The 16,434-nt window shown below is 38.0% G+C and carries 6 protein-coding genes and 1 pseudogene; 6 read left to right on the top strand and 1 reads right to left on the bottom strand.

The features are described 5' to 3' along the window. Positions 1–285 precede the first annotated feature (285 nt). The 6 genes from ABEV15_RS12725 to ABEV15_RS12700 all read left to right on the top strand — a co-directional run bounded on the left by ABEV15_RS12725 (position 286) and on the right by ABEV15_RS12700 (position 16,125). The gene (locus ABEV15_RS12725) at positions 286–3,183 is read left to right on the top strand and encodes an ATP-dependent helicase (protein ID WP_498853425.1); all 2,898 of its coding nucleotides are present in this window, start codon (positions 286–288) and stop codon (positions 3,181–3,183) included. Next, on the top strand, positions 3,170–4,939 hold the full coding sequence (locus ABEV15_RS12720) for a site-specific DNA-methyltransferase (protein ID WP_498853424.1): 1,770 nt from the start codon (positions 3,170–3,172) through the stop codon (positions 4,937–4,939). The genes ABEV15_RS12725 and ABEV15_RS12720 overlap by 14 nt, the downstream gene beginning before the upstream one ends. Next, complete coding sequence (locus ABEV15_RS12715) at positions 4,932–7,514, top strand: DEAD/DEAH box helicase family protein (protein WP_498853423.1); 2,583 nt, start codon at positions 4,932–4,934, stop codon at positions 7,512–7,514. Before ABEV15_RS12720 ends, ABEV15_RS12715 begins: the two co-directional genes overlap by 8 nt. 202 nt (positions 7,515–7,716) lie before the next feature. Continuing rightward, entirely contained in the window at positions 7,717–8,715 is a 999-nt protein-coding gene (locus ABEV15_RS12710; RefSeq protein WP_498853422.1) for a DNA-methyltransferase, read from the top strand. Positions 8,716–8,843: 128 nt separating this feature from the next. Beyond that, a protein-coding gene (locus ABEV15_RS12705) for an IS630-like element ISBs2 family transposase (RefSeq protein WP_498853421.1) occupies positions 8,844–9,888 on the top strand; the annotation gives its coding sequence in 2 pieces (ribosomal slippage) (positions 8,844–9,347 and positions 9,349–9,888; 1,044 coding nt in all). A 171-nt stretch (positions 9,889–10,059) separates the two neighbouring features. Further along, on the top strand, positions 10,060–16,125 hold the full coding sequence (locus ABEV15_RS12700) for a pullulanase X25 domain-containing protein (protein ID WP_498853420.1): 6,066 nt from the start codon (positions 10,060–10,062) through the stop codon (positions 16,123–16,125). Positions 16,126–16,158: 33 nt separating this feature from the next. Here ABEV15_RS12700 and ABEV15_RS12695 read toward each other — a convergent pair. Beyond that, positions 16,159–16,434, bottom strand: a pseudogene (locus ABEV15_RS12695) (copper amine oxidase N-terminal domain-containing protein); the annotation flags it as partial.

Genomic DNA, 16,434 nt, shown 5'->3' with positions numbered 1-16,434 from the left:
GACGAGGGATCGCTTCGGAAGATAATCGCGACGTATGAGTTTTTTGGGGATGGATGATAAACACACCAATTTGCTTCTTAATTTTAGGAGTTTTCTATCACAATATGCTTTCACCAACAGTAAACAATAATCACAAATAAATAAACGTAGACAAACCTTTTATATCAAGGAATCAGAAATATTTTCTTTTACCTGTTCATTGCCGAGCTCGTGGGGGATAATGATGATGAATAGATAAGATAGAGGGAGTTTAGAACATATTTCATATTTAATGGGGGGAGATAAATGAAGGTAGAGCTAAATAAACAGCAAAAGCAAGTAGTTCACACTACTGAAGGACCGCTTTTAATAATAGCAGGTCCTGGTTCAGGTAAAACATTTACCCTTGTTGAAAGAATAAAATATATTATTACAACAAAAAATGTTAATCCAGAAAATATATTGGTTGCTACTTTTACTGAAAAAGCAGCAAGTGAACTTTTAACTCGTATTTCTAATCGATTAAATGAAGAAAATATTTCTATTAATTTAAATGAGATGTATATAGGTACTATCCATTCTATTTGTTTGAGAATTTTGGAAGAAAATCGAGAATATACTCGGCTTAAGAAAAATTATCGAGTACTTGACCAATTTGATCAACAGTACTTAATTTGTCAAAATATAAAAAAATTTACTCAGATACCAGGTTTTAAATTAATTGTTCCAGAAAAACTTTCAAAATGGCGTCAAGCTCAAACAGTTTTAGGATGGGTGAATAAACTGACTGAGGAATTAGTTGACATCCGTAAACTGGAATCCTCGCAGGACAATGTTATACGTATCTTAGCAGAAATTTATAAAACTTATCTTGATATTCTTGCAAGAGAAAATGCTTTAGATTTCTCTACTATTCAGAGTGAGACAGTACATTTATTGAAAAATAATCCAGATGTGCTTACTAAATTGCAAGAAAAAATCCACTATTTAATGATTGACGAATATCAAGATACAAATACTGTCCAAGAAGAATTAATTTTTTTGCTAGCAGGCAACCGTCAAAATATTTGTGTTGTTGGAGATGATGACCAAGGACTTTATCGCTTTCGTGGAGCGACGATTCGTAACATACTTGAGTTTCCTAAAAAATTTCCTAAGGGAGTATGTCAAAAAGTTAAACTTTCAACCAACTATCGGTCTCATCCAACAATTATTGAATTTTATAATCGATGGATGGAAGAGAAAAACTGGAGAGATAAACAAGGGAATATTTTTAGATACGAAAAAGAAATTAAGCCGAGAGAGGGAGAATTTCCTAATATAAAGTCCGTAGTCAAAGTGTCAAGCACAGGATCTATTGATAATTGGTTTAATGAGATTTACGAATTTTTAATGATGTTCAAAAATAAAGGGCAACTGACGGATTGGAATCAAGTCGCTTTCTTATTTAAATCAGTAAAAAATCCAAAGGCAAAAGCGCTGGCAGATTTTCTCGAAAGTAAAGGTATTCCAGTATATTCTCCTCGCTCAAATGCTTTTTTTGACCGAGAAGAAATTCGTTTGTTAATAGGAGCATACATGTTTATGTTCCCGCAAATTTCAAAAATTCGAAAATGGGATGATGAAGTAGAACTGGATATTTGGAATTATTGTGATAATTGTTTAAGAGAGTTCGGAAATCAATTACGTAAGGAAGAAAATAAAGAGCTTGCGCAGTTTGTAGTAAAGAAGGCGAAAGAACATTCCAGCTTACAAGAAAATACAGACTACGGTTTTGCAGGCTTATTTTATCAATTATTACAGTTTCCTCTATTCCAAAAGTTTATTGATCAATATAACGGTTCTGTCTATGACAGTAGAGAAGCGCGTAATGTTGCGTTATTCTCACAATTACTAAGTAAATATGAGTATTTACACAATTTATCTGTGCTAACCCCTAAAAACTTAGAGAACCATTTAAAAATGTTTTTTAACGATTATTTAAGGTATTTACAAAATGGAGGGATTAATGAATATGAAGACGATTCTGAATATGCTCCAAGTGGGTGTGTTTCATTTTTGACAATCCATCAATCTAAAGGAATGGAGTTTCCGATCGTCATTGTAGGTTCATTAGATTCTACACCAACGAAACAATATAGTGATTTAGACATTATTTTACAAAATGAGTATTACAACAAAGAACCTTTTGAGCCAATTGAAAAAACAAAGTACTATGATTTTTGGCGGCTATACTACACTGCGTTTTCCAGGGCTCAAAATGTATTAGCTTTAACATGTTTAGAGCAAAAGGCGCAAGGGCGTGGGCAGAGAAATGTGCCCACAAAAGAGTTTGCTGATATCTATAGTACTTTACCGAGCTGGAGAGATATAGATTTATTTAAAATTAAATTGGAGAAAGTGAAAGACGTAAATATAAAACGTCAATATTCTTTTACATCACATATTAGCTTATTCGATATGTGTGCATTGCAATATAAGTTTTTTAAAGAATTGGAATTTGCACCAGTACGCCAGGGAACTACAGTATTTGGAAGTTTAGTACATCAGACTATCGAAGATATTCATAGGGCGGTCTTAAGAGGGGAAAAACATAAAATTACACCTGAAAAGGTAGAAGAATGGTTTCATGCCAATTATATGTATTTAGTGCAAAAAAATCGTGTGTATTTGATGGAAACAACAAAAGAAGCGGCTTTACAACAAATAAAAAACTATGTTGAAAATCAGAAAAGAAATTGGTACAAAATCAAGGAAGCGGAAGTAGATGTATCATTAGTAAAGAATAATTATATATTGAATGGTACAATTGACTTGGTACAAGGTGAAGGGGATACGGTTGAAATTATTGATTTTAAATCGGAGAAAAAGCCCAACCTACTTAATGAAAGAGAGCGCATCGAACATTATAGAAAACAACTAGAGGTATATGCTCATTTAGTAGAGGAGCGGATGGGGTTAGAAGTAAGTAAAATGCATCTATACTATACTGGTGAGCAAAGTGGAAATCCATATGTTACATTCGTGAAAAATAACTCGTCTATTGACAGTACAATTAAAACCTTTGATAAAATTGTTGAGCGTATTGAAAATCGTGACTTCGCTATCACCAAAAGACCAAAAAAACATTGTGGGAACTGTGACATGCGCTTTTACTGTGACAGTAAAGAACGAAAGGGTGAATTAATAAGTGGAAGACAATAAAATTCAACAAGTTGAACATTTTAAGTTTGAACCAATTAAAGGATATCCCATGCTTCATTGGAAAGGGAAGCGGCCATTTGAAAGCACTTTCTATTATCCTGCACAGTTGAAAGAGGTTTACGGTAAGCCTGACGAGACAGGGTGGATGAATAAAATATTTTGGGGAGATAACCTCCAGGTAATGAGTCATTTGCTTAAGGAGTTTAGAGGGAAAATTAAGCTTATTTACATAGATCCACCTTTTGATTCCAAAGCTGATTATAAAAAAAGAATACAAGTTCGTGGAAACTCAACTGTCTCCCACAATAGTTTGTTTGAAGAGAAACAATATACAGATATATGGTCAAACGATGAATATTTACAGTTTTTATATGAACGTCTAATTTTAATGAGAGAGTTGTTGGCTGAAGATGGTAGTATTTTTGTGCACACAGATTGGCACAAATCCCACCACATAAGATGTTTGTTAGATGAGGTTTTTGGAGATTCAGGGGATGAAATGAAGAAAGCGGGTTTTAAAGGTGAAATTATATGGTACTTTAGTTTAATTGGAGGAAACGCAAAAAAATTTGAAAAAAATCATGAAAATATTTATTGGTATACTAAATCCTCAGAATACATTTTTAATAAAGATGATGTGAGGCAACCATATAGCAAGGAGTTTCTTGAACAATGTAAGAGGGATGAGGAAGGACGATTGTATTATACGCGAGGAATGGGGAGAGATGGTGAAAAACTTAATCGTAAACATATTAGTTATATTCATCCTTTAGGAAAAGCCCCTTCAGACGTCTGGACAGATATTAAAAACTATAGTCCCACTGGTAAAGAGCGGCTTGGGTATCCTACGCAAAAACCCGAGGCACTTATTGAAAGAATTATTAAGGCGGCAAGTAATCCTGGAGACATTGTATTCGACTGTTTTATGGGATCTGGTACTACACAAGCTGTAGCGATGAAATTAGGACGTCGCTTTATTGGCTCTGATATTAATTTAGGAGCGGTACAAACTACAACTAAAAGGCTACTAAATATTTTGAGGGAGGATCCAGATTTAAAAACGGGTTTTGAAGTCTATAATGTAAACAATTACGAGTTTTTCAGGAATCCTGTTCAAGCAAAAGAATTGCTGATAGAGGCATTAGAAATTCAATCGCTACCTAACAATTCCTTATACGATGGTGAGTTAGATGGCCGCATGGTTAAAATTATGCCGATAAATCGTATTGCAACGAAAGCGGATTTAGGGGAGTTAATTCAAAACTTTGATTATAGACTGTTCGAAAAGCGTCGAGAGGAAAGACCAAACCAGCCTGTTGAAAAATTATTATTAGTGTGCATGGGACATGAACCAGATTTAAAATCGTTTTTACAAAAACAGGTTCCTTATAAGCTCGACATTGAGATTGTAGACATTTTACGTGATAGACAAGATTTACAGTTTAAGCGAGAAGCAGAAGCAGATATTGTAATCGAAAACGGGAAGCTGATAATTAAATCTTTCTATCCTATGAATTTATTACAAAAGTTGAGTTTAATGCAGGAGAATGTCGAAGATTGGAGAGAATTGGTGGATTCCATCATGATTGATTGGAATTATGATGGATCTGTTCTTGAGCCAAATATCATTGATGTGCCAGATAAAAATGAATTAGTAAAAGGAATTTATGATGTTCCAAAAAATGCGGGGACTATTAAAGTGAAGATTACAGATCTGTTGTCAGAGTCATTGGAGGTCGAGATAGAAAATGTCTAAGAAAAGAACGCAACAAGTTGATTTTGCGTTTTATGAAGCACTTCGTTACTTCTATTTAGAAAATAAAAAGGATATTCGTGCTGAATATAAAAATTTATCTAAAAAATTTCTAGACTTTAATAGCCCTGAGAATCCCCAATCATTTTTACGAGTGCCTCAATTTGAGGCGCTCGAAATGTATGTTTTTTTGAAAGAGTATCTTCATAATGCAAAGGTACATGATATTTTTGAGGACTGGTACTATGAAAAAAATAAGTTTGCGAAACGTACAAACCCCTTCATTGCAGCTGAGGAGCAGATAAGCTTTAGATTCCTAGATGAAAAAGCGTATAAATCTGTTTTTGAAAATATGAAACAATTTGCTGAAGAAAAATTTGCAAACTACATTTTTGCTCTAACAATGGGAACTGGTAAAACCATTTTAATGGCTACTTGTATTTTTTACGAATTTCTATTAGCCAAAAAATATCCTAATGATCCACTTTATTGTCATAATGCGCTTGTATTTGCGCCTGATAAAACAGTCCTAGAATCTTTGCGAGAAATTCAAACTTTTGATAAGCGAAAAGTAGTGCCTCCAGAATATGTTTCGTGGTTAGAAGCTAATTTAAAGATTCATTTTCTTGAGGATACAGGAACAAGTTTGAATATTATTGAAAATTCAAAATATAATTTGATAATTTCAAATACACAAAAGATTATTCTAAAGAAACAGCATAAGGAGAAGAAACCTGTTGACACCCTTTTTTCGTTTGATCTACAAGGAGTTTATGAAGAATTCAAAGATATATACATCGAAAATGATATGGATTTAATGACAAACCAACGATTTGAGAAGTTAAAAAGAATTAGGCAATTAGGGATTTATGTCGATGAAGCTCATCACGCCTTTGGCAATGAGTTAGCAAAAGACATGGGGATAAAAAAATCCCAAACTAGCCTAAGATTAACGATAAATGAATTGGCTAAAAGTCTAGAAGAAGCAGGCACAAGAGTTGTTGCATGCTATAACTATACTGGAACACCATATATAGGAAGTAAGTTATTACCAGAAGTTGTGTATGCTTACGGCCTAAGGGAAGCAATTAATAATAAGTATTTGAAGAAAGTTATACTACATAGTTATTCTAATCCGAAAGAAATTGAGTATGTTCGTTTAGTGTTAAAAGACTTTTTCGATAGATATAAGAATCAACGTTTTGAAGGAATGTTACCTAAAATAGCGTTTTTTGGTAGCACAGTTGACGAGGTGAAAAATCAATTAGAACCGATTGTCAGACAAGTCTTGAACGAACTCAACATACCCGAAAGTGTACTGTTAATTAATGTCGGTGATCCTAAAATCACTACAAACGATGATATTCGCGAGTTTAACTTATTGGATACCCCTTCTTCTACAAAACAAGTGATTTTATTAGTTAACAAAGGTCGGGAAGGGTGGAACTGTCGCTCATTGTTTGCCGTTGCCATGTATCGCAAACCAAAATCAAAGGTTTTTGTTCTACAGGCAACAATGCGTTGTTTACGAGCAATAGGCCCAAATCAAGAAACAGCAAGTGTATACTTATCAGAAGAAAATAAACAGATTTTAGAAGAAGAACTACAGCAGAATTTTAGGATTGGGACAAAAGACCTTTCTGGACAAGATGATGGAAAAAAGGTGTACGAAGTGAGGGTAAGACCTCCTAAGGTGAAGATCCCAATAAAACGTATTCGCCATTTATATACAATAGAACAAAAAAACGTACATGACAGAATTGATTTTGAGTTTGAAAATGTGAACTGGGAAAAGTACAAGTTGAAGCATACAGTTCAAGAGGGACTCGTAAGCCAATTTCAACGTGTGGAGGATGTAACTGATTTAAGGGAAAGAAGAGTGTATAGCCAGTACACTCTTGTGGCCGAGCTAGCTCGCTATTTAAACGAAAGTTGTATTAAGATTGAGAAAATGCTCATGAATGCCAAACAGAGTATAGATGAAATTTTATGCTATGTTAATAAGCATAACGAGATTATCTATGATCGTATTATTCCTTATCTCTTCAAAGCAATGTATAATCTAAAATCAAGCGTTATTACTGAAAAAGCCGAATTTGAATTGATAAAAGATCCGAAAGAAGGGTTCTACTGCATTCGTGCTAAAGAGGAATTAGTTATAAGGGAGAAGGGAGCTAAATACACTTCTAAAACATTCCATCTTGATACGTATTGTTTTGATTCAAAACCCGAAAAGATATTATTTACAGATTTGGTCAATCACAACGATATTCAAGAAATTTATTTTACTGGCATGTTAACTCATGGGCAAACAGAATTTGCAATTGACTATGTTGATCCACAATCAAATCTTGTCCGAAAATATTACCCAGATTTTTTGATTAAAAGAAAAGATGGGGTGTGGATAATTATTGAAGTCAAAGGTGACAACAAAATTGACGACCCATTAGTGGAAGCAAAAATGGTTGCTGCTGCAGAAATGGCTGGTGCTAGCCGAATGGAGTATCATATCATCAAAGGAACAGATGTAGAAAGACATTATTATCCCTTTATAAATAAAAATAATGTGACCTATTGAATTAATCAAGTTGAATGACATGTATACGAGGGACGTTTCTCATCATGTGTCAAGACAATATTTTGGATGAAATAAATTCCTGTTCTATGTCGATATCTTCTAACGGAAGGAATGAAGATTTTTCGTGTGAAGCATTTTCACCTAAGAAATCAACTGGTACTAGATAGAGAAGTAGATATGAAATATTAAAGGAGAAGAATTTATGACGAAGTTACTTTACCAGACAAACCTTGGTAAATATTATATTTCAAAAATAGAGGATTTTTTGATTTCTGATGAAGGAAAAAAGTTAAAGGGAAAAGTTCAGTTAATTCTTACTTCACCACCATTCCCTTTGAATAAAAAGAAAAAGTATGGAAATTTCCAAGGAGAAGAGTATAAAAAGTGGTTCATTAATTTAGCTGAGCATTTTGCAGACTTACTTAGAGAGGATGGCTCTATAGTTATTGAAATGGGAAATTCGTGGGAACCAAAGAGGCCAATTTATTCAACTCTCCATATGGAGTCTTTACTTGGTTTTTTAAAAAATGAGAAAGCCGACTTAAAACTTTGTCAAGAGTTTATTTGTTATAATCCTTCGCGGTTGCCTACCCCTGCTCAGTGGGTTACAGTTGAAAGAATAAGAACAGTAGATAGTTTTACTCGCATTTGGTGGATGGCAAAAACGGAACGACCTAAAGCTGACAATCGAAAGGTTTTACGGCCGTATAGCCATAGCATGAAAAAATTATTGGAAAGTAAAAAATATAATTCGGGAAAAAGACCATCAGAGCATAAAATTGGAGAGAAAAGTTTTCTGAACAATAATGGTGGTAGCATTATGCCTAATGTAATAGAGATAGAGCCAATAGATACAACAAGGAACAGAAGGGTTCCTGAGAATGTTTTTAGTATTGCTAACACAAATTCGAATGATTTTTATTTAAAAACTTGTCGTGAAAGAGGAATTAGTCCCCATCCCGCTAGAATGCCATTGGAGCTAGCACAATTTTTCGTTGAATTTTTAACAGATGAAGGGGATATTATATTTGATCCATTTGGTGGCAGTAACACCACAGGATTTATTGCAGAAAAGTTGAACAGAAAATGGATCACCACAGAAGTACTTGAGGAATATGGAAATCAATCGTTCATTAGGTTTGAAGATCCTAGTTTAAATGCAACTATTTTAACTAATAATATAGGTTTTGGTAACAAGTAAAATAACTTAACCGATCCCTGCTGAGTGAAAAAACGCATAGGGGATAATTATATAAATTGAAATAAAGGTTTTCTCCCGTTCCACGGCGAATAAATACAAAGAGAAAATAAGGGAACGGAGAGAAAACTATGATGCCAAATCACAAAGACGAGATCGAAAAGTTGTCCACTGCCATGAAAGAAGCAAAAAGTAAACGAGCATATGAACGCTACCAAGCGATTTGTCTTCATTTGCAGGGATATACCAAAGGAGAAATCGCAACGATTATTGGTCGATCCAAGAAAACTATTTATAACTATATTCATGCCTACGCCCAGCGCGGTCTTGATGGACTGGAGATGAAATACTCACCTGGCGCCCCACGTCGATTGACCCCTGAGCAGGAAAAAGAGCTGGCTTTGATCATTGAACATCAGCTCCCCGTAGATGTGGGATTCGAAGCAAAATATAATTGGACGCTTGCGATAATCGCTGAACTCATTCAACAAAAGTGGGGGCCAACATACACGCTTCGCGGAACAAGTGACATTCTGCATCGGTTAGGGCTAAGCTATACGAAACCGACCTATACACTAGCCAATGCGGATGAAGAGAAACAAAAAGAATTCGTCGAAATCACCTTCCCTGAAGTAAAAAAAACTGGTAGATGGGAACATCGCCCATGTCCTCTTTCAAGATGAGTCGATGATTCGTGATTACCAAGCGATTCAAAAAACATGGTTTGTCAAAGGAAAACAACGAATCATTCCGACGTTTGGAAAACATCAAGGGCTGAAGCTGATTGGCACGTTGAACTACGAAACAGGGGAAGTGTTTTGCATCGAAGAAGAACGCTATGACGCGGAAACATTTCTTCGATTTCTTCAACTTGTGTTAGAACGCTATCCCACAGGCAAAATAGTGATGATTTTAGATAACGCTCGAATTCACCATGCCAAACTCATTCAGCCATTTTTAAAAGAACACGAAGATCGGTTAGAGCTCGTCTTTTTGCCACCATACAGTCCGCAATTGAACTTGATTGAAGGGCTATGGAAATGGCTGAAATCAGACGTGATTTACAACGTGTTCTATTCGGGTGTGCAAGAAATTAGAAAGAATGTCCAAGCCTTTATTCAGCGAATCAACCAGAAACCAGAACAAACGATCGATCGTTTGTGTGTTCAGTTGTAAATCTTTAATTCAACTTATATATACGCAAAAAATTCAAAAATATTTTGTTGAAATTTTTGAATTTTTTATGTACGATACTTAGTAAGTGAGGCTGTTTGCATCCCCCTTACTGTACCCCTTTATGCAAACGGTTTCACTTGAAAGAAAATTTAAATAAAGGAGGAGCAAATGGTGAAGGGAAGATGGAGAAAGTATGTCGCTTATTTCTCAATCTTTTTGCTTTTTGCCCAGTTGTTTTCATTTAGCGCAATCGTTCGCGCAAATGAACAAGTGCAAAGCCCTGTTGTCAACGGAAACGATGTGACGTTTCGCTACGTTGGAACGGGAGAAGAGAAGTCCGTTTTGCTGGTCGGATCGTTTAATGACTGGCAAACAGATGGCGAGAAAAAGATTGAATTGACGAAGGGAAGCGATCATATTTGGTCAGTAACAAAAACGCTTCAAGATGGAACGTACATGTACAAATTTGTTGTAGATGGAAATTGGAAGCCAGATCCACTAAATAACAATCAAATAGATGATGGATATGGTGGAAAAAATAGCGTCGTTGTTGTCGGTCAACCTGCTCAGCAGCAGGAGCGTGTTGTGACGCTTGTTGGGAACTTACAAGATGAATTTGGACATACAAGTGAATGGGATCCGAAAGCGACTGCTACGATTATGACGCATGAAGGCAATGGATTATACACATTCACAGGAACGCTTCCAGCAGGAACGTATGAATACAAAATTGCCATAAACGGTAGTTGGGATGAAAACTACGGCGCTGGGGGACGTGGTGGTAACAACATTTCACTTACGTTACAACAAGAAACGGAAGTGACGTTTTATTATAACGATCGTACACATGCGATTGCCGATTCGACATGGTATACGCCGATTCCAAAAGAAAAACAACCGCGGCTAGTTGGAACGATTTTGCCTGCGATCGACTATGAAAAAGAAGTCGATGGTTGGACGCCAGAGACGTCAACCGCATTTTTTACAGACGATAACTTTGACTCCGTTTATACATTTAGCGCACGTGTGCCAAAAGGAACATATGAATATAAAGTAGTGTTAGGGAATAATTGGAGTGAAGAAAACTATCCACAAGATAACGCAAAGTTGAATGTGTTAGAAGAAACGATCATTACGTTTTTCTTTGATGCGAAAACAAAAGCTGTGTATACAGATTACAGCCCAACAGGTTCAGATGGAGCGGTACAAAAAGATCGATTGAAACATAACACATGGGACTCTTTATATCGTCAGCCGTTTGGAGCAGTGAAAGCAGGAACGGAAGTGACGTTACGTTTAGCTGCGAAAAAAGGCGATGTAACGAAAGCGAACGTGTATGTGAAGAATACAACGACAGGAACGGCGAAGTTGTACGAGATGAGCAAAGTAGGAGTGATCGGAGACGATGAATATTGGGAAGCGACATTCACTCCTGAAGAAAAAGGGTTATATGGCTATAAATTTATCGCGATGGACGGTGCAGCTAAAGCAGAGTATGGTGAGGATACACAAGAAGGTCAATGGGGACGGGCGGTAGATAAAAACGCAGAATTATTCCAATTGACCGTGTATGATCCAAACTATAAGACGCCAGATTGGATGAAACAGGCGGTTGTTTATCAAATTTTCCCTGATCGTTTCTTTAACGGAAATCCAAACAATGATCGTGCAAAAACAAACGCGCGTGGGGATGAACCAATTGAACATCGTGAGTGGTCGCGGCTTCCAGACAATCCACGTATGAAAGGGACAGCTGAGTATGATGGCGATGGCATTTGGTCGAACGACTTTTTCGGTGGAGATATTGCAGGAATTAAACAAAAGCTAGATTACTTGCAGTCTTTAGGTGTAAATACAATTTACTTAAACCCGATTGCTAAAGCGCCGTCAAACCATAAATATGATGCGAATGACTACAAAGAGCTTGATCCAATGTTCGGAACGCCTGAAGAATTTCAATCATTTGTGGAAGCGGTTGCATCACGCGGTATGCATCTTATTTTAGATGGGGTATTCAATCATGTATCCGACGATTCTATTTACTTTGATCGTTACGGAAAATACCCGACTGTTGGAGCATATGAATATTGGTCGGCTGTGTATGATTTGATGAATGAAAAAGGATTATCAGAAGAACAAGCTCGTGCTCAAGTTGAACAAAAGTTTAAAGCTGAGGGACAACAGTTCAGTCCGTACGGATTCCATTTATGGTTTAATATCGAGAATGAAAAAGTAAACGGTGTATATAAATATCAATCGTGGTGGGGATTTGATAGTTTACCAGAATTCAAATCAATTCTCGGCAATAAAGTAGAGCATGCGAGCGAGTTAAATAACGAACAGCTTGCTAACTATATTTTCTATGAAAACGACTCGGTCGCCAAAAGCTGGATTACGCGCGGAGCTTCAGGTTGGCGTTTAGATGTAGCCAATGAAGTAGATACTGAGTTTTGGCATGAGTTTCGTAAAGAGTTGTTGCAAGATGACTATGACCGTGGGCCAACGCTCAAAAAAGGAGAGCAACCGTTAATTCTCGGTGAAATTTGGGATGATGCGTCAAAATACTTCCTTGGTGATCAATACGATTCAGTCATGAACTACCGTTTCCGCGGAGCTGTATTAGACTTTTTACGAAACGGTAAAGCAGAGGAAATCGATGCGCGATTGACAGCCATTCGTGAAGATTACCCGAAAGAAGCATTTTATGCGCTCATGAACTTAATTGGTTCACACGATACGGCACGCGCTGTTTTCTTACTTGGAAACGGAACGGATTCATACGAACGTGCAGAACTTGACCCGAATTATGATGAAGAACTCGGTAAAAAGCGGTTAAAACTTGCTGCTATTTTACAAATGGGTTATCCAGGTGCGCCGACAATCTATTATGGTGATGAAGCAGGAGTGACAGGTTCAAAAGATCCAGACAATCGTCGTACGTATCCGTGGGAAAGTGAGGACAAGGAGCTTATTGCACATTATCAAAAAGTAGGTGCGATTCGCACGAAGCATCAAGATGTATTAGCGAAAGGAACAATTGAGACAGTATATGCGAAAGGTGATGTGTACGTCTTTGCCCGTCAGTACGGAAAAGATGTTGCGCTTATTGCGGTAAACCGCGGCAATAGTGAACAAACGGTTGAGTTGGATGTCGCTTCACTTATTCCAAGTGGCATCAAATTAGTAGATGAACTACATGATTCATATGATGTAACTGTAACAAATGGAAAAGTCACATTACATGTTCCAGAAATGGACGGTCGAATGTTATTTGGGGAAGTAACTGTTGCTCTTCCGAATAAAGTAACAGACGTTCAAGCGACAGCAGGCGTTGAACAAGTGACGTTAACGTGGGAAGGCGATGCTTCAGCGTATCGCATTTATCAATCCACATTAAAAGGTGCAGGCTATACGCTTGTGAAAGAAACGAATGAAAAGACAGTTGTTATTGATAAGTTGAAAAACGGAACGGCATATTATTTTGCGATTACAGCATTAGATGAAAATGGAAATGAGTCGGCTAAAGCAGAAACGAATCGCGTCGTGCCACATTATCCTTTAACAACAGAACACGTTGCTTTACTTTCTGAAGTGAACGGTGGAGTGCTCGATTTAGCTACATCAATTACGGTTGAAGCAAAAGTGCACATCAATGATGTAACAAAGCACGGCTTAGCTGACGGTTTACAAGCGGTGTTGCAAGTGAAAAAACCGAATAGCGACAAATGGGAAGACATACAAGCAACGTACGACCGACAAGATGGCGATGCGAACGTATTCCGTGCATCGTTCACTCCGCTACAAGCAGGAACGTACACGTATCGTTATGGATTTACGACAAATCTTGGCGATGATTGGGTGTACACAAGCGAAAAAACATTTACGCTCACCGCAAATACAGAAGATGTGCAAGCACCTGCCAAAGGGATTCAACTTGTTCAACCAGACGTTGAATCCGGTCAAGTGAATTTAACGTGGTCGTTCGTAGATCTAGATGACAATGATGCCTATATGCTTATCATTGAGCGTGATGGTCAAATCGTTCATACAACAACGGATATCCGCACATCATTTACTGATTATGATGTTGAAAATGGAAAAACGTATACGTATGTCGTAAAGTTGTATGACCGTGCTGGGAACGTTGTCGCATCAAATGACGTGCAAATTACGCCAGACATCGTGATGGTTCAAGTGACGTTTAAAGTGAGAGCGCCAAGCTATACACCGTTAGATACGCGCATTACGATTCCAAATAGCATCAACGGTTGGAATACAGGTGCATGGGAAATGACGCGCGGTGGAGCGGTCACGCCTGATTGGGAATTTACAACGGAGCTTCAAGAAGGCGAAACGATTACTTATAAATACGTAAAAGGTAGCTCATGGGATCAAGAAGGGCTAGCTGATCATACGCGTGACAATCAAACAGATGATGACGTCAGCTACTACGGTTACGGTTCGATTGGTACAGAATTAAAAGTGACTGTGCACAATCAAGGTAATAATAAAATGGTCATCCAAGACTATATTTTACGTTGGATTGACATGCCTGTCGTTGTTGAAGATGTCATCAAAGACGGTGATCGTGTGACGATTAAAGGAAATGCGATTAAAGATGGTGTATTAACAATTAATAAAGAGCGTGTAAAAATTCAAGACGACATGTCATTTACGTACACGTTCACACCAGCAGCAAACCAAAAAGAAATAGCGATTCACATTGAACCGTCTGAAAGAAGCAAATCCGAGATTTTCAAAAATGACGGTGTTGCGATTGCGAAAAATACGAAAGATTACGTATTAAACCTCGACACAAAACAATTGCGTGAAGGGGTATTACAAGAAGATACGGGTAGCGGCACAACGCCAGGCAGCGGCACAACGCCAGGTAGTGGCACAACACCAGGTAGTGGCACAACGCCAGGTAGTGGCACAACACCAGGTAGTGGCACAACGCCAGGCAGCGGTACAACACCAGGTAGTGGCACAACGCCAGGCAGCGGTACAACACCAGGGAAGGTCGAAAACGGTGCAGTTGTTTTACAACCACAAGTAGAGACGAAAGAAAAAGACGGTAAGGTCGTAGAAAAAGTTGCGACTATTTCATCAAATGAGGTAACTTCTATTGTTAGCGCACTTTCAAATGAAAATAAACAAGTTGTCGTCTCTCTTGGTTCGCTTGCAAAAGGTGTGACTACAAAAGTAGATGTACCAGCTACATTGTTTGTACAGGCGGCAAATAAGCAAGGAGAAGCGACGATTGTGAGTGCAACTGAGCAGGCGACATACAAATTGCCAGCAAAAGAAGTACAAGCGTCTCTGGCAGCGATTGCAAAAACACTCGGTGCAACAGTCGAACAAGTAAACATCTCGATCGAAATGAAAGTAAAAGATGCTCCACAACTACGTGCGAAAGCATTATCTGATGCAGTAGAGTTTCATGTTGTGGCGAAGGCAAACGGAAAAGAACAAGTGATTGATCGTTTTACTCAATATGTTGAACGAGAAATCGTATTGAAGCAGGCGGTGAATGCAAGTCGTTCTATTGTGGTGCGCGTAAACGATGACGGTTCCATTACACCTGTACCGACCACATTTGTTGGCAACAAAGCGGTCATCAAGTCATTGACGAACTCGACATACGTTGTCGTTGAAGGAACACATACATTTGGCGACATCAAGCAACATTGGGCGAAAGGATATATCGAAACATTGGCAGCTAAACAGCTTGTGAAAGGTATGACAGAAACAGCATACCAACCAAATGGGCAGATGACACGTGCCCAGTTTGCTGTGTTGCTTGTACGTGTATTAGCATTGCCACATGAAACATATGACGGTCGATTTACTGATGTAAAAGGCACAGAATGGTTTAACAAAAACGGTGAATTAGCGGCTGCAGTCAAACTAGGTATCATTCAAGGAAAAACAGCCAATACGTTTGCTCCGAATGAGCCAATCACTCGCGTGGAAGCAGCTGTTATGATCGAGCGAGCATTGAAACTTTCGTTTGTTGGCTATGATGAAGCAACGAAAGACAAAACGAAAAAAGTGACAGATTTCCGCGATGCAAAACGGCTGCCAACATGGGCAAAACAGGCGATTGAAGCAGTATACCAAGCGGGAATTATGCAAGGAAGGGATAATGGAAGTTTTGATCCTACGGGCCATATGAAGCGCGCCGAAATGGCGAAAGTATTGGCGGAGTTTTTAGGAAAAGTAAAATTGATGTAACGAAAGGGAGGCCTCCGATATGGAAGCCTCCCTTTACTTCACCGTCGAAACTTCAACCCCAAGCGGCAGTGCGGCCCCGCCTGCATGCATTAGTTCAAGTGAAAGGACGTCTTGAGTCGAAAAGACGGTGTAATCGATATAGGCCGATTGGGTAATCGGTTGAAGCGGTGGGATGAGATAAACGACACCGTTTATTTTGATGCCCCCACAATAAGCGCCCCCACGTCCGCCAAAACGAAGGCGAATCGTTTTAGTTTCTCCGGTTTCGTTTTGAATCGGAAGTGATAGACGGTATGTTAAGCCGTAATG

It is taken from the genome of Bhargavaea massiliensis (assembly GCF_050480245.1).
Lineage (GTDB): Bacteria > Bacillota > Bacilli > Bacillales > Anoxybacillaceae > Anoxybacillus.
The sequence above is the reverse complement of the archived record's forward strand: the minus strand, read 5'-3'. Positions and strand labels throughout refer to the sequence as shown.

Bases quoted from the DNA above. Each gene is read 5' to 3' on its own strand.
- ABEV15_RS12715 (WP_498853423.1), top strand. From the start codon at position 4,932: ATGTCTAAGAAAAGAACGCAACAAGTTGATTTTGCGTTTTATGAAGCA.
- ABEV15_RS12725 (WP_498853425.1), top strand. From the start codon at position 286: ATGAAGGTAGAGCTAAATAAACAGCAAAAGCAAGTAGTTCACACTACT.
- ABEV15_RS12710 (WP_498853422.1), top strand. From the start codon at position 7,717: ATGACGAAGTTACTTTACCAGACAAACCTTGGTAAATATTATATTTCA.